At 64.1% G+C, this 20627-nt stretch carries 19 protein-coding genes and 1 tRNA gene; 9 read left to right on the top strand and 11 right to left on the bottom strand.

What is annotated here, in order from left to right; translation table 11 throughout:
- Positions 1–2: 2 nt before the first annotated feature.
- The 3 genes from BN1121_RS18650 to hinT all read right to left on the bottom strand — a co-directional run bounded on the left by BN1121_RS18650 (position 3) and on the right by hinT (position 1859).
- Positions 3–824, bottom strand: coding sequence for a choline/ethanolamine kinase family protein (locus BN1121_RS18650; protein ID WP_005358588.1), 822 nt, complete (start codon positions 822–824; stop codon positions 3–5).
- Complete coding sequence (locus tag BN1121_RS18645; protein ID WP_005358587.1) at positions 799–1386, bottom strand: LpoB-related protein; 588 nt, start codon at positions 1384–1386, stop codon at positions 799–801. Before BN1121_RS18645 ends, BN1121_RS18650 begins: the two co-directional genes overlap by 26 nt.
- Positions 1387–1508: 122 nt before the next feature.
- A complete protein-coding gene (gene hinT / locus BN1121_RS18640; protein ID WP_005358585.1) occupies positions 1509–1859 on the bottom strand; it encodes a purine nucleoside phosphoramidase in 351 nt (116 codons plus the stop codon).
- Between the two features lie 194 nt (positions 1860–2053).
- Here hinT and BN1121_RS18635 point away from each other — a divergent pair, with 194 nt between their 5' ends.
- Together BN1121_RS18635 and BN1121_RS19615 are read left to right on the top strand one after the other, a co-directional pair.
- Complete coding sequence (locus tag BN1121_RS18635; RefSeq protein WP_043158012.1) at positions 2054–4060, top strand: methyl-accepting chemotaxis protein; 2007 nt, start codon at positions 2054–2056, stop codon at positions 4058–4060.
- 56 nt (positions 4061–4116) lie between these two features.
- The gene (locus BN1121_RS19615; protein WP_005358583.1) at positions 4117–4239 is read left to right on the top strand and encodes an entericidin A/B family lipoprotein; all 123 of its coding nucleotides are present in this window, start codon (positions 4117–4119) and stop codon (positions 4237–4239) included.
- Positions 4240–4316: 77 nt separating this feature from the next.
- Here the strand turns inward: BN1121_RS19615 and BN1121_RS18630 are convergent, their stop codons facing one another.
- The 5 genes from BN1121_RS18630 to cmoM form a co-directional block, all read right to left on the bottom strand.
- Positions 4317–4706, bottom strand: coding sequence for a septal ring lytic transglycosylase RlpA family protein (locus tag BN1121_RS18630; RefSeq protein WP_005358582.1), 390 nt, complete (start codon positions 4704–4706; stop codon positions 4317–4319).
- Positions 4707–4779: 73 nt separating this feature from the next.
- Positions 4780–9207: a chromosome partition protein MukB gene (mukB, locus tag BN1121_RS18625; protein ID WP_005358581.1), complete on the bottom strand. Its 4428-nt coding sequence runs from the start codon at positions 9205–9207 to the stop codon at positions 4780–4782.
- A 3-nt stretch (positions 9208–9210) separates the two neighbouring features.
- Positions 9211–9930, bottom strand: a complete 720-nt coding sequence (gene mukE / locus BN1121_RS18620) for a chromosome partition protein MukE (RefSeq protein ID WP_005358580.1) — start codon at positions 9928–9930, stop codon at positions 9211–9213.
- Positions 9911–11257 carry a chromosome partition protein MukF gene (mukF, locus tag BN1121_RS18615; RefSeq protein WP_005358579.1) on the bottom strand — a complete coding sequence of 449 codons (1347 nt, stop codon included), beginning with the start codon at positions 11255–11257 and terminating at the stop codon, positions 9911–9913. Before mukF ends, mukE begins: the two co-directional genes overlap by 20 nt.
- Positions 11258–11294: 37 nt before the next feature.
- Positions 11295–12068 carry a tRNA uridine 5-oxyacetic acid(34) methyltransferase CmoM gene (gene cmoM, locus BN1121_RS18610; protein ID WP_005358578.1) on the bottom strand — a complete coding sequence of 258 codons (774 nt, stop codon included), beginning with the start codon at positions 12066–12068 and terminating at the stop codon, positions 11295–11297.
- A 96-nt stretch (positions 12069–12164) separates the two neighbouring features.
- Here cmoM and elyC point away from each other — a divergent pair, with 96 nt between their 5' ends.
- From elyC to pfkA, 3 genes are all read left to right on the top strand, one after another.
- Entirely contained in the window at positions 12165–12935 is a 771-nt protein-coding gene (gene elyC / locus BN1121_RS18605) for an envelope biogenesis factor ElyC (protein WP_005358576.1), read from the top strand.
- Positions 12936–13072: 137 nt separating this feature from the next.
- The gene (gene tpiA, locus BN1121_RS18600) at positions 13073–13828 is read left to right on the top strand and encodes a triose-phosphate isomerase (RefSeq protein WP_005358573.1); all 756 of its coding nucleotides are present in this window, start codon (positions 13073–13075) and stop codon (positions 13826–13828) included.
- A 132-nt stretch (positions 13829–13960) separates the two neighbouring features.
- Entirely contained in the window at positions 13961–14932 is a 972-nt protein-coding gene (gene pfkA, locus BN1121_RS18595; RefSeq protein WP_005358570.1) for a 6-phosphofructokinase, read from the top strand.
- Positions 14933–15002: 70 nt separating this feature from the next.
- On the opposite strand, the gene BN1121_RS18590 is transcribed toward pfkA, so the two are convergent.
- Positions 15003–15878 carry a 6-carboxytetrahydropterin synthase gene (locus BN1121_RS18590; RefSeq protein WP_005358567.1) on the bottom strand — a complete coding sequence of 292 codons (876 nt, stop codon included), beginning with the start codon at positions 15876–15878 and terminating at the stop codon, positions 15003–15005.
- A 77-nt stretch (positions 15879–15955) separates the two neighbouring features.
- On the opposite strand from BN1121_RS18590, the gene BN1121_RS18585 reads away from it, so the two are divergent.
- The 3 genes from BN1121_RS18585 (at position 15956) to BN1121_RS18575 (ending at position 18216) form a co-directional block, all read left to right on the top strand.
- The gene (locus BN1121_RS18585; RefSeq protein WP_005358560.1) at positions 15956–17305 is read left to right on the top strand and encodes a dihydroorotase; all 1350 of its coding nucleotides are present in this window, start codon (positions 15956–15958) and stop codon (positions 17303–17305) included.
- 98 nt (positions 17306–17403) lie between these two features.
- A tRNA-Pro gene (locus BN1121_RS18580) sits at positions 17404–17480 on the top strand.
- Between the two features lie 271 nt (positions 17481–17751).
- Positions 17752–18216 carry a DUF2919 domain-containing protein gene (locus BN1121_RS18575; protein ID WP_005358559.1) on the top strand — a complete coding sequence of 155 codons (465 nt, stop codon included), beginning with the start codon at positions 17752–17754 and terminating at the stop codon, positions 18214–18216.
- A 60-nt stretch (positions 18217–18276) separates the two neighbouring features.
- On the opposite strand, the gene BN1121_RS18570 is transcribed toward BN1121_RS18575, so the two are convergent.
- Together BN1121_RS18570 and mltA are read right to left on the bottom strand one after the other, a co-directional pair.
- The gene (locus BN1121_RS18570; protein ID WP_043158011.1) at positions 18277–18978 is read right to left on the bottom strand and encodes a hypothetical protein; all 702 of its coding nucleotides are present in this window, start codon (positions 18976–18978) and stop codon (positions 18277–18279) included.
- Positions 18979–19041: 63 nt separating this feature from the next.
- A complete protein-coding gene (gene mltA, locus BN1121_RS18565) occupies positions 19042–20190 on the bottom strand; it encodes a murein transglycosylase A (protein ID WP_005358557.1) in 1149 nt (382 codons plus the stop codon).
- Positions 20191–20359: 169 nt separating this feature from the next.
- On the opposite strand from mltA, the gene BN1121_RS18560 reads away from it, so the two are divergent.
- Complete coding sequence (locus BN1121_RS18560; protein WP_043158013.1) at positions 20360–20611, top strand: DUF1289 domain-containing protein; 252 nt, start codon at positions 20360–20362, stop codon at positions 20609–20611.
- Positions 20612–20627: the final 16 nt, after the last annotated feature.

Raw genomic sequence — 20627 nt, 5'->3', positions numbered from 1 at the left:
GATCACTCCAGTCGTTGACGATAGCTATCAATCCAACTGCTCATCTCCTCCCCCTCTTGCTGACGCACCAGGGCCCAGAGCAGGGCTATGTAGTCGACCCAAGGCAAGAAGGGACGAAACGTCAACTCTGAACATGCCCCGCCGCCGGCCAGATAGCAAGCCTCCAACTCGTCGCCCCGCTCCTCGCACCAGCCATGGGTGCGCAAGATGGAGGCGAGCTCAAAGCCCGGATGACCCGCTGCGCCATACTCCCAGTCCACCACCCAGGGGCGCGGCCCGAGCAAGTTGGCCGGGTTGAGATCGTGATGGCAGGCCCGCAGGGCCCCAGCGGGCTCGCGGCTGGCCAGCAGCGGCCGCTCCAGGGCAGACAGCCAGTCGGGCACAGTGAGCAGTTGGCGGCGATAACGCCGCGCATGGGGACGCACGGCCATGCTGACCTCAGGCACAGGCAGCCGGTGCAGACCCGCCAGCAGGTGCGCCAGGGCAGAGATGGCCTCTGCCTGCGAAGGCGGGCGCTCGGCCCAGCTCGGCTCGTCACACCACTCGAGTAGCAAGACGCCGCGCCCGGGGTCGGCAAACAGGCAGGGAGGCGCCAACCCCGCCTGGGCCGCCTGCTGATAGAGGCGCCACTCTTGGTGGCGATCGATGCCAAGGTGCTCCGGCGAGGGGTGGCCGATGCGCAGGAAGGCCCGGCGCCCATCGGCGGCGCGCAGGCGCAGGTTGCGGTTGGTCAGGCCGCCGGCGACGGCGTCGACGGCGGCATCACACCAGGGCGCGGGCAGGATCAGCCGCTGCGGCTCAGCGGCCGGCGGCACGACTGCCATTCCAGAGCAGCTCCCCGCTTCGCAGGTCCATCAGGCTCATGGAGAGGCGATAACGCCCCCCTTCCCTGGCCAGATCCCCGTAGAGCATGAGCCCGGCGCCACTCTGACGGCCCAGACGCACCAGAGAGGCCGGATTCATCCCCCCCTGCTGATACTCGAGCTGGCTAGTAATGGCGGCCACCTGGCCCGAGTCGACGAAACGAAAGCCGGCCTGGGCCGCGATGCGCTTTCTCATGATATCGGCCATGAGTCGGGTATCGACCGGCTCACCGGTGCCGTTCTGCGGGGGGGTCAGCAGCAAGACGGGGGCGGAAGGCGCCAGCTGACGCACCTCGGGGGCCTGCACGAAGCTGTCGGCCATGGCCTGGGCCAGGGTGGCCGTGCTCTGCGACGGCTTGACCGACTCGGGCTGCTGCGGCTTGGCGGGTTTCACCACGGGCGGTGGGGTCGGCTTTGCCGGCTTGACCGGCGCCGGGCTCTCGCTGCCGGGCCAGTTGTAGGGATTAACGCTACAGCCCCCCAGCAGGAGGGCCGTGGCCAGCATCAGGAGACGCATCTTCATCTTGTTTACTCTCTCAACAAAAGACAGATGGCGGAGCCACTGCCCCGCCATGAACGCTAATGCTAGGGCAAACCCCGGCAGAAGATCGATGCCACACCGGCACCCGGACGACAGGAGCTGCCTTAGCAGCTCACCAGGGCACCCAGGTGCTTGCCGCCCAGCAGATGCATATGGATGTGATAGACCTCTTGTCCGCCGTGACGGTTGCAGTTCATGACCAGGCGATAGCCATCCTCGGCAATACCTGCCTCGGCGGCCAGCTTGCGGGCGACGGTGAAGAGACGACCGAGGGCGGCCTCATGCTCGGGCTCGACATCGTTAACGGTCGGGATCAACACATTGGGGACGAGCAGAATATGGGTCGGTGCCTTGGGGCTGATATCGCGAAACGCGGTGACCAGATCGTCCTGATAGAGGATCTGGGCCGGGATTTCCTTGCGGATGATCTTGCTGAAAATGGTTTCCTCAGCCATGGATAGACTCCTTGAAAACAAAGGGTTGGCAGTGGAGTGAGGGTAAAGGAAAGTGCCTTGTGGCGCCACCTTTTCGGGCAAGTGTGAGCTGGCCCCCTTTTCTGCTACGTGCCTTGCCACTTCTGCTCGATTTACTGTTAAAAATGCCGATAGTCGCATCGACAGGAACACAGTGACAGCGGGACAACACAATAATGAACGTACACAACCTTTCAATCTTGCAGCGAGTCTATCTGGGATTTGCCATCCTGATCCTCGTGATGGTCGGCGCCTCGTCGCTCACCTTCTTCAGTCAGGGGCAGCTCAAGGGGGCCTTGACCCGGGTCACGGATCAGTCCATGCCCCTGGTGCAGGCCAGCGCTCGCACCCAAATCGTACTGCTAGAGACCCATCGCTGGCTCAGCGACACCCTTTCCGAATCGGATCTCAAGGTGCTCGATGAAGAGGTCAAGCACCTCACCACTGAGCGCGAAGCGACCCGGGCTGCCCTGGCCGAACTCAAACAGGCGGCGGCCAGCCACACCCAGTTGAGCTCGTCGTTGGCGACCCTCTCCAGCCAGGTTGGCCAATACCTGGATCAGACCGCGCCGTTGCCCGCCACCCGGCGCAGCATGCTGGAGCGGTTGACCAAGGTGAACCGGGCCAAGGGTCAGTTTCAGGTGACCCTGCCTCAGTTCAAGAAGAACCTGGCCGACATGATGATCACTATCGATGACAGCTTCATTAAGATGCTCGCCGAGAAGCTCACCACCCAGCTCTCGACCATCGAACTCTCCACCATGGATGCCCTCAACCAGAGCGCGACCGCGAGCATTGAGGCCGCCCTCAAACGCAACAAGATGCAGATCCAGGGGTTCAACGCCACGGTCAAGGATCTGGAAAACGAGCTGCCCAACTTCGATAACGATCTGGGTCACCAGGTGCGCGCCTTCGTGCGTGACACCACGGCCGACGAGGGGGTGCTGGTGCAATACCTCGCCCTGATGCGCGAGCAGTCTGACATGCAGGCGCAGCGCAGCGCCGCCGGCGAACAGGTCGTCGCCATCCAGCAGACCCTGGCCAGCGTCGATCAGGAGAGCCGCCAGATCATGGATCAGAGCATCGCCGCCGCCGATGGCGTGCTCAGCCAGAGCCGCCTCACCCAGGGCATGGCCATCGCCGCCGCCATCGTGCTGGCCCTGCTGGTCGCCTGGGGCCTTGGCAAGGCCATTCGCCGCCCGCTTCAAGAGCTGCTGAGCGTCTTGGGCGCCGTCACCCAAGGGGAGATGACGGCCCGGGTCCGCTTCCAGAGCCAGAACGAATTTGGCCAACTGGCCCGCCAGGTGAACCTGCTCATCACCCAGATGGGCGACGTGCTGGGCCAACTGGCCGGTGCGGCGACCCAGCTCACCGCCACCGCCCACAGCAACCGCCACACCGCCGAGAAGGTACGCGGTGAGCTCGAGCGCCAACGCGCCGAAACCGCCTCTGTGGCCACCGCCATGACCCAGATGGAGGCCTCGGTGCGCGAGGTGGCCCAGGCCGCCCACCAGAGCCTGGAGCAGGTGCAGGAGGTCGAGCGCGCCTCACGCGTCGGGCGCAAGGTGATGGCCGGCAACATCTCCACCACCCATCAGCTGGCCCAGAAGCTGCAGCACGCGGGCCAGGTGATCGCCGAGGTGAACACCATGAGCAGCAAGATAGGCAACATCCTCGAGGTGATCCGCGGCATCGCCGAGCAGACCAACCTGCTGGCCCTCAACGCCGCCATCGAGGCGGCCCGGGCCGGCGAGCAGGGTCGCGGCTTCGCCGTGGTGGCCGACGAGGTGCGCAACCTGGCCTCGCGCACCAGCGACTCCACCAGCGAGATCAACGCCATGATAGAGGGGCTGCAACAGGCGGTCTCCCGCGCCGTCAAGGAGATGGAGGAGTGCTCCGGCGAGATGGAGGCGAGCGTGCAACAGAGCTCCGATGCCAACGGCGCCATGGAGGAGATCCAGGGGATCGTCACCCAGATCAACGACATGGCGAGCCAGATAGCGGCCGCCGCCGAGCAGCAGCAGGCCACCAGCGCCGAGATAGCGACCAACCTCAATCACATCTCGGACATCTCGGATCTCAACTATCGCGGCATCGATCAGGTCGCCGGCACCAGTCAGCAGCTCGATCGGCTGGCCGAGCGCCAGCAGGAGCTGGTCAGTCGCTTTCGGCTTAGCGCCTGATTGAAAAGATGCCACGCTTTCTCATAAGCCCAGATGCCAACGAGAAGGAGGAAGAGATGAGAGTACTCAGTGCCGGTCTGCTCTTGCTACTGCTGGCCCTCGCCGGTTGCAATACGGTGCACGGTATCGGTCAGGATATCGAGAAAGCCGGTGAGACCATAAAACGCAGCACCCAGTGACGGGAGCAGAAACACGATGGGAGGCGCAGGCCTCCCATTTCATTGCTAAAACCCCAGGCCTGAGAGACCTGACGGCCCTACTCGATCACCTCAATGCGCACCCGGATTAGCCCCTGCGCCGGATTGGCGATGGCGGCGAAGGCCGAGCGGGAGAGATCGATGACGCGCCCCTCGGGGAAGGTCCCGCGATCGTTGATGCGCACCACCACGCTCTTGCCGTTGGCCAGATTCGTCACCTTCACCCGGCTGCCGAAGGGCAACACTTGGTGCGCCGCCGTGCTGCGATCCTTGCGATAGGGCTCGCCGCTGGCGGTGCGCCGATTGTGGTAGCGATCGGCATAATACGACGCCAGCCCGGTCTCGCTGTAACCGCGCCAGCTGCCGCCGTGGGCCTCATCGTAGCGGCTGCTACAGGCCGCCAGCAAAACGCACGCGCCAAGCAGCAGCCCCATGCTCACCCTCTTCATCCCCGACTCCCTCTCTCGTGGCCGATACAAACGATGCGGGAGGCCAAGGCCCCCCGCATCATTTCACTTCTCGTCAGGCGCTGAGCCTGGCGGCCTCGTCGGTGAAACCAAACCCGCGCAGCCCCACCACGTGCACGTGTTCGTGCTTGCCCTGCACCTTGCGGATGAGCTTGTAGGTGGTGCCCTTCTCGGGGCTGATGTTCTCCGGCGCCGCAATCAGCAGCTGCATGTCCTGGCGCTCGCACAGCTCGAACAGGGTGGCGATGGACTTGGCATCCAGGCGCGCCGCCTCGTCGAGGAACAGGAGGCGACAGGGAGCGATGTCCTTGGCACGCAGGCGGCGGGACTCCTCCTCCCAACTGATGAGCACCATCAGCAGAATGGCCTGACCGGTCCCAATCGCCTCGCCGGTGGAGAGGGCGCCGCTCTCGGCGCGCAGCCAGCCATCGGCGCCGCGCAGCACCTCGATCTCCAGCTCCAGGTAGTTGCGGTAATCGAGCAGCACGTCCCCCATCACCTGGTAGTTGCGCTCTCCTTGCTCCACCTGCGGGTTGAGACGCTGGAACAGCTTGGCCATCGCCTCGGAGAAGGTGAGCTCCTTGTCGGCGAACAGATCGTTGTGCATGGCGCTCTGATCGGCGAGTGCCGTCAGCAGCCGGGTGTGGGCCTCGCGCACGTTGACGTTGAGGCGCACCCCGCGCACCAGACCGAAGGCGATGTTCTGCAGACCCTGGTTGAGCACCCGGATGCGGTTCTGCTCGCGGCGGATGATGTTGGTGATCTTGGCCGCCACCTCGTGGGAGGAGAGCGACAGATGATTCTCCCGCTGCTTGAGCTCGTCGGCCAAGCGCGCCAGCTCGATCTCCATCTCCTCGATGGCCTCCACCGGATCGTCCGAGCGGATGATGTCGTTGCGGATGCGATCCTTGAGATAGCGGTAGACCTGCACGTAGAAGGCGACCTTCTGCTCGGTGCTGCGGTTACCCTCGGAACGGCGCAGGGCGTCGCGCAAGTCCTCGTCGTGCGCCACCGCCACCCGCAGGGCGCCGAGGGCCTTGTCCGACATGGAGCGCAGGTCGTCGGCATCGAGATAGGCCAGCTCGCGGCGATTGAGGCGCTTCTCCACGTCGGTCTCGCGGGCCAGGCGCACCACGCGCGACCAGCTCGCCTTGTGGCCGACCAGGGCCTTGCGAGCGCCGAAGTAGTCCTTACCCTCCACCTTGAGGCGACCGCCGAGGGATTCGATCTCGCGCTTGGTCACCTGCAGCTGGGCCTCGGCGCTGGTACGACGGGAGCGGGTGCGAATGAGCAGCTCCTCGATCTCCTTCTTGTGGCCACGGGCCTTCTCTTCCATGTCGTCCGACAGGGTCAACCCCATGGCACCGAGCTCCTGCTCGAACTCGCGCAGGGTCTCGGCCTTGGCTTCGACGCTGGAGTTGAGCGCCGTGCGTACCTGCATCGCCTCGGTGTGCTGGGCACTGATTTGCTTGTGCTGCTCACCGGCGGCGCGGGCGTCCACCTCGGCGGCCTTAAGCTTGGCCTTGAGGTGCTCGCTCATCTCGGAGGCCTTGCCAAGCAGGTCCTGGGCATCCTGATAGGCCAGGTGCGGCAGACGGGCCACCACCTGATCGAGCAGGTAGCAGCGGCGTTTCTGCTCGGAGAGCGCCCCGTGCTCCCGATCGAAGGTGGCCTGCAGCTCGGCGAGCCCCTGGGGATCCTGGCGCAGGGCCTGATTCATGGCCTCGAGTTTTTCCAGGGTGACCCCGTGGCGGGCCACAAAGTCGCGGGCCGCGTCGAGGCGGGCCACCTGGGCGCGCGCCTCCTCGAGCTGCTCACCCACCGGTTCGCCGAACAGGTGGGCCAGCGGCAGCATGGCCTGGGCCAGTTGCAGCTGGCGGGCCACCTGGGCCTGAGCCCCCTTGAGGGATTGCAGCTCGCGCTCGCTCTCCCCCACCACCCCTTGCAGCTGGCGCAGGGCGGCTTGCTTTTGCTCGATCTCGAGCTCCGGATCCGCCTGGAAGGCGATGCCGAGGTGCGTGCCGACGAAGTCGCTGAAGTGCTGATAGAGACGGTGGAATTTTTGCTGCTCGAAGGCCGCCTTGGCGTAGGCCTCGACCAGGGCATCGCGCTCGACCTCCAGTTGCTCGATGCGTTTCTCCCGCGCCGCGCGGCCAAACAGCGGCAGCTCAGGGTAGCGGGAATAGCGCACCTGGCGCTTGCTGGTGCGCACCAGCACGGCGTTGCCGAGCTCGTCGGCCTCGACCAGATCCTCATCGAACGAGTCGGGATTGCCCTGGATGAGGTAGATGTCCTCGGGGCAGTCGTCGAGGGCCTTGAGGCGTTCGATGGCGCCATCCAGATCCAGCACCACCAGGGCGCAGCGGGCCGGGCCATAGAGGGCGGAGTAGTAGGGCGCGTCGTCGATGGAGATGTCGTCGTAGACGTCGGAGAGCAGCACGCCCCCCACCTGCTCGGCGATGCGCGACAGGCGCGAATCCGCCTCACCGGCACCCAGCTGCAGGTTTTTGACCTGCAGCTCGATGGCCTGCTTGCGGCCCTGGATGTCGCGGCTCTCCTGCTCGAAGCGGCGCTCGTCCGCCAGCACCTGGCTCATGCCAAGAGAGATCTCCTCGGCGGTGGCAAGAGGCAGGCCGCTCTGCTCGCGCAACTGCTCGAGCTTGTCGCTCGCCTGCAGCCAGCGGGGGGCCAGGGCGGTGAGGGCCTTGATGTCGCGCTCGAGCTGCTCGCTCTGATGACGGCGCTCGGAGCGGCGCTGGGCGATCCCCTCGGCCTCTTCGTCGAGCTCCTCACGGCGGGTACGCAGCCCCTCGAGCAGCAGATCCAGCTCGTCGCCATCCTCCACCCGGGCGCCGCTCTCGGCGAGCTGGGCCACCAGCTTGCCGAGCTGCTCGGCGCCGGCCACTTCTTTCTCGAGGCGGACGAGCGCGGCGCGCAGCCCCTCCCCTTGCGCCAGCAGGGCACGCTCCTCGATGAGGCGACGGCCAAGCTGCTGGGCCACGGTGTAGGCATCGCCCCGTTGGGTCTGCGGCGCCACGCTCAGAAGCAGGGTCATGGCCTGCTCGTAGTCGCTGGCGGCCGTCTTGGCCAGGGCCAGCTGCTGCTCGGCATCGAGCACGGCGCGGGTGAGCTGGCTCTCGCGCTCGCGCAGGGCGGCCAGCTGCTGATGGGCGTTGCCGGCGTCGAGATCGGCCAGCTCGCATTGCTCACGGGCGGTCTCCATCGCCTGCACCGCCTGGCGGTACTGGATGGCGCGGGTCTGCTGGATGTCCAGCGCCTGCTGGTAGTCCGCCAACTGGGTCTTGAGGCTGTCCACCTCGGCCAGGGCGCGCTCGCGGCGCTCTTCGGCGTCGAGCAAGCGGGCCTGAATCTCCTCGACCACGGCGCTCTGCTGCTCCAGCTTGTCGACCAGCTCCTGCAGATCGGCGCGGTAGAGTTCAATCTTCTTCTTGAGCGCCACGGCGGCCATCACCTTGCCCAGGTGCTCGGCGGCGGTCTCGAGCTCGTCGGTCAGGAGCTTCTCGCGGTTGGTGAGCTGCTCTACCTCGTCGGCCAGATAGATGGCACGCTGCTTCTCTTCGGCCAGCAGGCGGCGCTTGTCCGAGAGCTCGGCTCTCGCCTTGAGGGCCAGCTCGGAGAGACGGGCCTTCTCGGCGGCGTTGCGCACATAGTCGGCGGCCACGTAGTGGGTGGTCTCGGTGATGAGGTTCTTGAACAGATCCCGCTGACCCTGGGTCTCCTTGATCGCCTCCAGGGTGCGGCGGTTCTCGTAGATGGCCGCCTCCATGTCCTGGAACGCCTTGCGCACACCGGAGTTCTCCGGCAGCAGGTATTCGCGCAAGGATCGGCTGATCGACGACGAGATGCCGCCGTAGAGGGAGGCCTCGATCAGGCGATAGAACTTGCTGCGATCCTTCTGATCGCGCAGCTTCTTCGGGGTGATGCCGAACTCGAACATGAAGTTGTGGTAGTCGGTCACCGAATTGAACTTGGCCACCTTGAGCGAGCCCAGCTGCACCGCCGCCGCCTTCAGATCGGCAAACGCGCGCACCCGGCCCTTGCCGTCGTCGAGCTTTTCCAGCAGCAGATCGGTCGGGGCCAGGCCATCCGGTACGTCCACCAGGGCGAACGGGGTGATGTTGACCTTGTTGTCCCGGTTGGCCACCTGCTCCAGGTGCACGCCGACCCAGATGCGCTGCTCGCGGCTGTTCATCACCTCCAGCAGCGAATAGCAATGGCCGCGCTGCAACTTGCCGTAGAGCCCCTTGTCGCGAGAGGCGCTGCTGGAGCCCGCCTCGGTGGTGTTACGGAAGTGAAGCAGAGTCTGGTCCGGGATGAGGGCCGTGATGAAGGCCGCCATGGTGGTGGACTTACCCGCCCCGTTACCGCCGGAGAGGGTGGTGACCAGCTGGTCGAGATCGAAGGTCCGGGCGAAGAAGCCGTTCCAGTTGACCATGGTCAGGGATTTGAACTTACCACGCACCGTTTATACCTCCAGATCCAGTTGTTCTTCATCGAGATCCGCCTCGACATCCTCGAAGAGGCTCTCGCTGCTCGGCAGCTCGTCGTCGTGGAAGATGGCCTCCCCCTCCTGGATCATGCGCAGCTGCACGGCGCGCGGATCCTCGTCGCTGCGCACGTCGGCGGCGAAGCGGAACACCGACTCGTTGACCTTGAACTTGTCGCCGTTGCCAAGGGCCGTGACCATGCCAAGGCGGCGCAGGCGGCGCAGGGAGGTGCGGATCTTCTCCAAAAGCTTCTTCTTGTCGAGATCGGTGCCGCCGGTGCGGCTGCTCACCATGCGCAGCAGCTGCTTCTCGTCGGAGAGGGTCAGGATTTCCTCCTGCAGCTCGGCCATGGCAAACACCCCTTCCGAGGCGATCCGCTCGGGACTCAAGTAGAGGTAACAGAGCACCTTGCCCACCAGCATGTCGAGCTCGGAGAGGACTGTGGTGCCGATGTCGGCGCTCGGGCGCGGACGCAGGTAGAAGAAGCCCTCGGGGGCCTTGATGAGCTCGACCTGGTAGCGACCATAGAAGAGCTCGAACTCCATGTGGTACTCGACCAGCACGCTGTGCTGCTCGAACTCATCGGCGCTGATGTGGCGACCGGATCGCAGGGCGGTGTCGAGGCGCGGAAACAAGGGGTTGGCGATCGCCTCGGCCAGCCGGACCGGTAAGGGGAAATCAGTATTGATCAATGACATAGGCCTGAACCTTGGATCCATGTTGGTTAACGGGTTTCCAGCTCGGCTGGGCATGGGGGGTGAGGTCGCTGCTGTGACCGAGGCGTACCGCCTGATCCACCAGCAGACGGGTCACGTCGAAGTGGGCGTGGGCCGGGAAGTCATCCAGGTATTCGCGCAGCACCTCGGCCAGATCGAGGGGCAACCCCACCTCCTTGTAGCGCACCAGGTGGCGCTCGATGCGCTCGGCCAGCTCGGCGCTGATGTCGACCACTTCCTGGAACTCCAGCTCGGCGGGCACCTCACCGGTGACCTCCTCGTCGTGGATGGCGATGGTCTCGTCACGCAGCTCCAGCAGGCGCGGCTCCTCGGCGATGCGCAGCAGCCAGTTGTGCTGCTCAAACTGGCGGATGGATTCGCGCAGCCGCTGGCTGAAGGCGCGGTTCTTGTCCATGTCGATGGCGGTGCGGATGAACTTGTGCACGTGGCGGTCATAGCGTGACCACAGCTCGATGCACTGCTGGCCCCAGCTGGTGATGACGTCCAGGCGCCCCTGCAGGGCGTGGGTCAGCTCCTCGACGTGGAACAGATCGTCGCGCCCCTGGGCCGCCTCCTGGATGTTGAGCAGCCCTTCTTGCAGCCGGTGGCCGGCGGCGTCCAGGGTGTCTTGCAGCTCGCGCAGGGTCTGGCCGGTCTCGCGCAGCAGCTTCTCGCAGCTGTGGATGGCATCCATCCAGTCCTGGGTCAGCAGGGCGGCGATCTCCTCCTTGACCTTATTCTGCTGCTCGTCCATGGCGCGCTGGGTGAGATCGATGCGCTCCATGGTCTCTTCCAGAGAGAAGGTCAGGCGCGGCAGCACCTCGGCATCCCACTGCTCGCGGGTGTTGGTCTCAAGCGCCGCGGTGCGCGCCTTGTCCAGCTCGGCGGCCAGGTGCTCGAGCAAAATAGAGAGCTTGATCGAGTCCACCTGGCGCTGGTCCAGGAAGAAGTCGACGATGGCGATGCCAAGGCGCGACAGGCGATAGAGGCTCTCGCCCGCCACCGGGTCCGTGGTAAAGCGCGCCAGCAACTGCTGACGGATGAGATCGTTGATGGCGTTGTTGGCGCGGGCGCTGGCGGTTTCATCCATCTGACCGAAGGCCTGGCTCACATAGCCGAACGCGTCGTGCAGGGCCGCCTCACCGAGATCCGACTCCTCTTCGGCGAGGGTCTTGATGGCGACGAGAAAGGCCAGCCGGTCGGTCGGGAGCTGCAGGGCGAGCCCCTCCTGGCGCACCCAGCCGACCGTGTCGGGCAGGGAGCGGCCGGCATAGGCCGGCTCGGCCGAAAGGCGGGTGGTACTGGTCATGAGGTCATCTCGTGTTGTTATCTTGCTAATGCACGGGTCATAGCGGCTTTTGCGCCATCACATGGATATAGCGACCGAGGGAGACGAAAGGCTCCTGCCGGCAGTAGTGCTGCTCCATGGCCAGCAGGTCCTCGAACTTGCCGGTCTGATCTTCCTTGTGACGCATGTAATCGTGAATGACGCGCACCCCGGTCTTGCCGATGATCTTCAAGCCGCCGCGTCCGACCCAGTCGTAGACCTGCTCGGGCGTTTGCGGATTGGTGGGCGTCAGGGCGGTCTGGCGCTTCTTGCTAAGCCCCGCCTTCACGTAGTCGAAATTCCCCACCACCAGGCTCTGGAACAAGAGGCCATGGCGGTTGTAAAAAAGCAGGGACAGTATGCCGCCCGGCGCCAGGAATGGGAACAGGCCGAGCAGGGTCTGGCGCGGCTCGGCCAGCCACTCGAGCACGGCGTGGCAGAGCACCAGATCGAAGGGCCCGGTCACCTGGGTCTTGAGATCCTGAATGGGGCAATGAATGAGACGAATCCTGTCGGTCAGCCCCTCCTCCTCGATGGCGACGCGGGCCATGGCGAGCATCTCGGCGGAGAGATCGCACAGGGTCACCTGATGGCCGAGGGCGGCCAGACGGCGGGCAAAAAAACCAAAGCCGCCGCCCGCATCGAGGATGCGCAGGGGGCGGTCCCCAAGGCGGGCGAGGCAGGCCTCCAGATCGCTCCACACCACTGTGGTGCGGATGCGGCCCTTGCTGGAGTCGTAGATATTGCGGGCGAACTTGTCGGCGCGCCCGTCGAAACTCTGATCGTGCTTCAAGAAACTGACTCGAAAACGGGCCCGGTCGGGCCAATTCCAAAAGTGCGCTATTCTGGCATACTCGTGCGGTTCGTCAAAACCCGAGGACTCCGCCCCGTGTTCGCCATCAAAAAATGGTTGGGTCATCTGCTGATGCCCCTCCCCTTCGGCCTCTCCCTGCTGCTGCTGGCCCTGCTGCTGCTGTGGTTCACCCGCTTTCAAAAGAGCGGCAAGCTGCTGGCCACCCTCTCGCTGCTGCTGATCGCCGCCTTTGGCATGCGCCCGGTCGGTTTTGAGCTGGCCCGCCCCCTCGAGCAGGCCAATCCTCCCTTGGTGGTGGCCGCGCATCCTCGTATCGACGCCATCGTGGTGCTCGGCAACGGCCATGTCTCGGATCCGGCCGTGCCGCTGTCGAGCTGGCAGAACAACATCTCTCTGGCGCGCACCCTGGAAGGGGTCCGTCTGGCCTGGGCGTATCCCAACGCCGCCCTGATCTTCTCCGGCTACGCGGTCGGTGACCCCCTCTCCAACGCCGAGGTGAACGCTCGCGTGGCCGAGAGCCTGGGCATCCCCCGCTCGCGGATGCAGTTGTTTGAAAACAACAAAGACACTCACGACGAGGCGGTCTCCATCAGCCGCGCCCTGGCCGGTCAGCAGGTGGCGCTGGTCACCTCAGCCACCCACATGCCGCGGGCGCTGGCCCTCTACCGGGCCCAGGGCATGAACCCCATCCCGGCCCCCACCGACTACACCGCCAAGGAGAGCCAGGAGCCGCTGCCTCTCTATAGTTACCTGCCAAGAGGGCGTTATCTGATGTATTCGGAGGCGGCCCTGCACGAGTGGATCGGTCAGCTCTGGAGCCGGCTGCGCGGACAGAGCAACGAGTGAACAATCAAGGGGTTGGAAACTGACCTGGATCAGATAAAACGAAAAAAAATTACATCAATAGCCGTCGACGCGGCTATCTTGGTCCCGGTTCACTTCTTATAATGACCCGCAGTCAAACATCTCAGAAGGAAGAAGAAATGAGACAGCATCTGGTAATGGGTAACTGGAAACTGAATGGCACCAAGGCTTCCGTCGAAGCCCTGATCAAGGGTCTGGCTCCGGCTGCCGCCGCCCACCCCTCCGTTCAAGTCGCCGTCTGCCCCCCGGTTATCTTCCTGGGCCAGGTCGAGCAACTGACCGCCGGCACCCGGATCGCCTACGGTGCCCAGTCTGCCGACGTGCACGAAGCCGGCGCCTTCACCGGTGAAAACTCCCCCGTCATGCTCAAAGAGTTCGGCTGCACCTACTCCCTGGTCGGTCACAGCGAGCGCCGCACCCTGCACGCCGAAACCGACGCCGTGGTCGCCGCCAAGTACGAAGCCATCCAGAAAGTGGGCCTCATTCCGGTGCTGTGCATCGGCGAGACCCTGGAGCAGTTCGAAGCGGGTACCACCAACCAGGTGGTTGAGACCCAGCTGAAGGCCGTCATCGACCGCTCCGGCATCGCTTCCTTCACCAACGCCGTCATCGCCTATGAGCCGGTATGGGCCATCGGCACCGGCAAGACCGCGACCCCCGAGATCGCTCAGTCCGTGCACGCCCACATCCGTCAGTACCTGGCCGGTTTCGACGCCGACGTCGCCGCCAAGGTGCAGATCCTGTACGGTGGCTCCGTGACTGGCGCGACCGCCGCCGACCTGTTCGGTCAGCCGGACATCGACGGTGGCCTGGTGGGTGGTGCTTCCCTGAAGGTGGAAGACTTCTCCCAGATCATCGCCGGCGCTGCCAAATAAGCGCATATAAAGAGGGGGCCTGTGCCCCCTCTTGTTGGCTTTCCCATGGGCCTCCCCCACTGACCCATGGGAAAGCCGAAGCCAATAAAAACAGGCTATCCTGATTCGTAAACTCAGATCCAGAGGCAGACAATGACCAAACAGATCAAGCGTATTGGTGTACTGACCAGCGGTGGCGACGCCCCGGGTATGAACGCAGCCATCCGCGCCGTGGTGCGCGCCGGCCTGCACCACGGGCTCGAGGTCTATGGTATCCAGGACGGATATCTGGGCCTGCACCAGGACCGCATCGTCAAGCTCGAGCGTCACAGCGTCTCCGACGTGGTGAACCGCGGCGGCACCTTCCTCGGCTCTGCCCGCTTCCCCGCCTTCAAGGAGGAGAAAGTGCGCGCCGAGGCCATCGAAAACCTGAAAAAGCACGGCATTGAGGCCCTGGTGGTGATCGGCGGTGACGGCTCCTACATGGGCGCCAAGAAGCTGACCGAGATGGGCTACCCCTGCATCGGCCTGCCCGGCACCATCGATAACGACATCGCCGGCACCGACTTCACCATCGGCTTTGACACCGCCCTGAACGTAGTGGTGGATGCCATCGACCGTCTGCGCGACACCTGCAGCTCTCACCACCGCATCTCTGTGGTCGAGATCATGGGCCGTCACTGCGGCGATCTGGCCATGTCTGCCGCCGTCGCCGGTGGTGCCGAATACGTGATCGTGCCGGAAGTGGCCTTCGACAAAGAGAAGCTGCTCGAGCAGATCCGTGCCGGTGAAGCCAAAGGCAAGAAGCACGCCATCATCACCATCTGCGAGCACGTCACCGACGTCAACGCCCTGGCCAAAGACATCGAGGCCATGACCGGCCGTGAAACCCGTGCCACCATCCTCGGCCACATCCAGCGTGGCGGCGCCCCGACCGCGCGCGATCGCATCATGTCGAGCCGTATGGGTGCCTACGCCGTCGAGCTGCTGATGGAGGGCCATGGCGGCCGCTGCATCGGGATCCAGAAAAACGAGCTGGTGCACCATGACATCATCGATTGCATCGAGAACATGAAGCGCCCGTTCGATCAGGAGCTCTACAACCTCTCCAGCACCCTGTTCTAATCCGGGTTGCCCATAAAGAAAAACCACCGCCTCATGCGGTGGTTTTTTTATTGCCTTTCGGCATCAAGGCTCAGGCCCAGGCGATGGCGCCCTTGCCGACCCCTTCATAGGCGACCACCTTGAGAAACTTCTCCCCCACCTGCTTTTTCACCTCACGGGCGATGTAGTGGGCAAGCAGCTCGACCGTGGTGTCGGTGTCGATCATCTCCACCCCGGCACGCGGCATGGCCAGCTCGAAGCGACCCTGAGGGGCCTCATAGGCAAAACCGATGTGGCTATCTGGGCCGATCAGGGCGGCCTGTGGGCTCAGGGCCAGCGTCTCGAGCGCCACCTCATCCTCAAGGGTGCCGAGGTAAATATCGCTCCAGCGCTCGGCGAAGGCGGCCTCGAACTCGGGGGCGCGCTCCCCGTCCACATAGAGCTCGATGGGAGAGCGGTGGCCGTGAGCGATGCGCTGGCAGTTGCCATCGTGCTTCTTGAGGCCATGGCTGTAGTGGTAAAAGGCGCCTTCAATCTTTTCGTGACGCAGGGTCAGGGCGAGATCCTTGATATTGCCGGGCAACTCACGGGCCAGGATCTCCATCAAATAGGCGACCAGGCTCTCCTTGTCGACCTGTTGACCGGGAATAAAGGCAAACGCCTGCTCCGGGCTACGCAGATGAATGGTGTGCCCCGGTCGAAGCCAGTCGACCCACACCTCACCGGCGGCAGGTGCGGCGCGGCGCAGCAGGGGGTTGTCAGCGGGGATGAGCAGCTTGTGATCCACCTCCCGGTCGATGATCGCCTTGATCAGCTTTTTAACCCGACCAAAGTCAAGCAGCATGCTCATCTCGTTGAGTTCACCGCCGAGCTCGATGTCCACTACCCAGCTCTCGCCCACCATGCCACGGCGCTCACACAGGTAGCTGGAGTCAATCACGGTGAGGTCTCTTACGAACAATTTCATCACTATCTCTTGCCTACAGCAGTAAACGGGTTTCAGGTATTATGACGCGCGATCTTCTGCAAAGGAACTGGACCCCCATGAACAAGCTGCTTATCTCCCAGGCCACTCTCGTCAATGAAGGACAGATCTACGCCGCCGATGTCTTGATCGAGGGGGAGCGGATCGCCCGTGTCGCCCCTCATATCGAGGCGCCTGCCGACGCCATCGTCATCGACGCCAGGGGCAAGCACCTGATCCCCGGCATGATCGACGATCAGGTTCACTTTCGTGAGCCCGGACTGACCCACAAGGGCACCATTCGAAGCGAATCGCGCGCCGCCGTCGCCGGGGGCACCACCAGCTTTATGGAGATGCCCAACGTCAATCCCCAGACCACCACCATAGACGCGCTCGAAGCCAAATACGCCATCGCCGAGCACTCCTCGGTGGCCAACTACAGCTTCTATCTGGGGGCCACCAACGACAACCTGGAAGAGATCAAGCGCCTCGATCCCAAGCGCAATTGCGGGGTGAAGATCTTCATGGGCTCCTCCACCGGCAACATGCTGGTCGACAACCAGGAGACCCTGGCCGCCATCTTCCGCGAAAGCCCGGTGCTGCTGGTGACCCATTGCGAGGATACCCCCACCATCGCCGCCAACGAGCAGGCCGCCCGCGAACGCTGGGGCGAGCAGGTGCCGATGCGCGAGCACGCCCATATCCGCAGTGACGAGGCCTGCTATCGCTCCTCGTCGCTGGCGGTCGCGCTGGCCAAGGAGCACGGCGCCAAGCTGCACGTGCTGCACCTGACTTCCGCCAAGGAGCTGTCGCTGTTCACCCCGAGCCAGGACGTCAAAGAGCTGCGCACCAAGCAGATCACCGCCGAGGTGTGCGTGCACCACCTCTTCTTCAACGAGGAGGACTACGAGACCCTGGGCAGCCAGATCAAGTGCAACCCCTCGGTCAAGACGGTGGCCGACCAGCACGCCCTGCTCGACGCGGTGCGCAGCGACGTGCTCGACATCATCGCCACCGACCACGCCCCCCACACCTGGGAGGAGAAGCAGCAGAGCTACTTCAAGGCCCCCTCCGGCATCCCGTTGGTGCAGCACTCCCTGCTGGCGCTGCTCGAGCTCTACCACAACGGCGTCTTCACCCTGGAGAAGATCGTGCAAAAGACCTCCCATGCGGTGGCCGAACGCTACGAGATTGAAGATCGCGGCTATATTCGCGAGGGCTACTACGCCGATCTGGTGCTGCTCGATCTGGGCAAACCCTATGTGGTGAACGACAGCAACATCCTCTATCACTGCGCCTGGACCCCGTTCAACGGCTACCGCTTCCACAGCAGCATCGATACCACCCTGGTCAATGGCCAGATCGCCTATCAGGGCGGCCAGGTCACCGATGCACTTTTAGGCAAGCGCTTAACCTTTGATCGTCAATAGATCACAAAGCAGGCAAACAAACCGAGGTGGCCGATTTCGTGTTGACAGGCAGAGGCCATCCCCATAGACTCTGCCCCCGTCAGCCAAGCTGACCACGTCGGCGTGTAGCGCAGCCAGGTAGCGCACTGTCATGGGGTGTCAGGGGTCGGAGGTTCAAATCCTCTCACGCCGACCATCATTCCCCGCAAAAGGCCCAGTCTTATGACTGGGCCTTTTCGCTTTCTGTGGCCCGATGGTGGCCCCGTATGTCACATCTGACAGCTAGGCATTTTGCCTCAATAGCCCATAATTCGTGTCACTAGCCTGCTGGCTTGTGTTCCTGTATCTGTGTGCAGTTAGTCCCTCCCCGCGAGGGACTTTTTTTATCTCGCGCCCGGGTCGGCTTCAACCCATTGCATCCGCGGCTTGGCATCCCCATATGGTTGTCATCGCCCCTGGAGATGCTCATGACCCTCTATCCCGAACACAGATACGATCGCCACGGCCAGCTCAATCCTCCCTTCTGGTTTTGGCCCATTGCCCTGCTGCTCACCCGCTCTCTCTGGCTGTTTCTGATGGCCGGCGTCACCCATCAGGGGGGAAGCGAGATCCTCACCCTGCTCTACCCCGACAAGCCGAGCCTCTATCTGGCCATGACCAGCGATCTGCCGGCCGCCCTCGCCCTGCTCGCCTGCGGCGGGCTGCAATCCCACCCGCTGCGCGCCTGGCTGCGCCGTCACACGCGCGCCCTGCTGCTCATCTCGGCCCTCGGCGGCCTGCTCTTGCAAGGCGCCACCCTCGACACCCAGGGCTGGGACTTTAACTGGGCCAGCGCCCTCACCCTGGTAGGCAACCTCTGGGCCATCTGGTATCTGCTGCGCAGCCGTCAGCTGCGCGACTATGCCAGCGATCGCCTCGTGCCTCATGACTGAGTGGCGCACAGACGAAGAGGGCGGCCACTGGCCGCCCTCTTTGCTCATCGTCCCCACCGCCTAGCGCCGCGTCACCCGAACCTGAAGCCGCTGACGCAGGGCCTCACTCCCCTGCCCGAGAGTGGTGCCCAGCTGACTCGCGATTTCTGCCTGAGTGATGGCACCGAGCTCGATCCACTCGCCAAGCCGACCACTCACCTCGCTGGAGAGCTGTTGACGACTGGCCCCGCCTGGCGTCTTGTTGCTGGCGCCGATGGCCACGCTCACCCGCTCCCCCACCAGGGTCGGTACGGCGGCAATGCCCTCGCGCTCCTCGGCGAGCTGCACCCAGCGCTCACCGCGCCAGCCATAGAGCACCACGGGCCGAGTGGTGCCGAGGGTGAGTCGCACCGGCTTGCCCGAGAGACCGCTCACCTGCCAGTGACCGCTGGTGGTCGCGCTGCGCCGCCCCGCGTTCAGGGTGAGGTTGCCCTGATCGAGGCCAAGCTGCCACCCTTGATCGCTCGCCTCCCCCACCAGCCGCCACTCGACATTGAGCATGGCCGGTGGCCGGTCGAGGGCATCCAGGGTGCTCTTCACCTCGGCCAGACGCGCCGGCGTGCCGCTCACCACCAGCTGGCTACCCAGATGGCTCACCCCCAGATCCGGATAGAGCTCGCGCAAGGTCTGCGCGGCCCCGGGCGCATCGAACATGTCGCGCACCATCACCTCGGCGCGCAGAGGGAGCGCCGCCAATAGCAGCGCCAATAGCACTCGTCTCATGGCCACCTCCTCGTTGCATTCAGGATGACATAAAAAAGGCTGCCCGAGGGCAGCCTGCAACCATCAATAGACCCAGGGGGCGGCGGTGGGGCCGCTGTGCAGCCCCAGCTTCCAGACCCGGCCGAAGTGCTTGTAGTGGCCCGCATCCAACCCCGCCTTCTCTCCCATGCCGTGGTAGAGATCCAGGTGGCCGCCCTTGACCGCCCCGCCTGTGTCGAGGGCGATGAGCAGGCGCAGCTCATGGCGTCCGGTCCAGTTACCTTCCTTGTCGAGTAAGGGCACCTCGGCCAGGATCGGCGTCCCCATGGGCAGCAGCCGCTTGTCGGCCGCCACCGCCGCCATGCCGAGCAACGGAATGCCGGCGGCGCCGATCACGTCGTTGGTCGGGCGGCGCTGGAAGAAGACATAGGAGGGGTTGTTCTCCACCAGCTCCTTGACCTCGGATTCGGACTTGCTGTCCGCCCACTCCTTGATGGCCTTGAGGGACATCTTCTCCTTGGGGACCTCGCCCCGGTCGATCAACACCCGGCCGATGCTGACGTAGGAGTGGCCGTTCTTGCCGGCATAGCCGAGGTATTGCAGTTGATCCGTTTCCCCATAGTGCACAAAGCCCGAGCCCTGCACGTCCATCAGGAAATTGTCGATGAGCGACTTGCTGTAGCCAAGTTCCAGTCCGCGATTGGCCAGGACCCCTTGATGGATCTCGGCCCGGCTCGGGCAACGTCCGCCGCAGTTGGGCATGGCATAGAGGGGGTATTTAAACTCCCCGCCCTTCTGGCGGCGCACCTCGAGCACCGGGGAGAAGTAACCGGTGAAGAGGACGTTGCCCTGGCGATCGGCCCCGCCCATCTGGGCCAGCGAGATGCCGTAGTTCGGCAACCTGGCGGGATCACCGCCGCCCGCTATCCAGCGGTTGAGCTTGTAGTAGAGATCCCCGTAGCGGCTCGCCATGCGCTTGGAGCGATCGACCACCAGCTGGCTCTGGGGGCCGAACATGCGAAAGTTGTGGGGGCGGTTGCTGTTCACCCGAGTGACATGATTGAGATCACCGGGCAAGGTCCCGTCGAGATACTGACGGCCCAGGTTCTCTTGCGGATTACAATCAACGAAGCAGCTCTCTGACTTGGGCGGTTTTTTCGGGGCCTCCCCCGAGCCGGCACAGCCACCCAGTGCCAGGGGGATTGCCAACCACCAACAGGCTCGTCTCTTCATTTGGTCCTCGTTCAACACCACACCACGATGGGCGGGAAGATGCCAAAAAGAGCGTGACAAAGCAAACCCGCCGAGCGCCGTGAGGTGCCTTTTTTTGCAGGTAGTTATCAATAAGTTACAAGCGCTACCCCATGGGTTATAACATGAGCAGGAATAGACGGGGGCCATGATGGAGCAGCTCGAGTTTTTTCCTCTGCAGAGCCCCTGTATCGGGGTATGCGAGGCCAATAATCGCGGCTACTGCAAGGGCTGCTATCGCAGCCGTGAAGAGCGTTTTAACTGGCAGATGATGACGGCGGCCGAGCAGCAGGAGGTGATGCGCCTGTGCCGGGGACGCAAGGCACGGGTCGAGGCGGCCAGACGCAAGACGCAGGAGCCAGCGCAGGAGGGCTCCTCGCCTGCGGACGGATGGGATTTCTAGCCTCGTTGCCTAACGC

It is taken from the genome of Aeromonas diversa CDC 2478-85, assembly GCF_000819805.1.
Classification (GTDB): domain Bacteria; phylum Pseudomonadota; class Gammaproteobacteria; order Enterobacterales; family Aeromonadaceae; genus Aeromonas; species Aeromonas diversa.
Note: the sequence above shows the minus strand (reverse complement) of the source record. Positions and strands in the feature narration are given on the sequence as shown.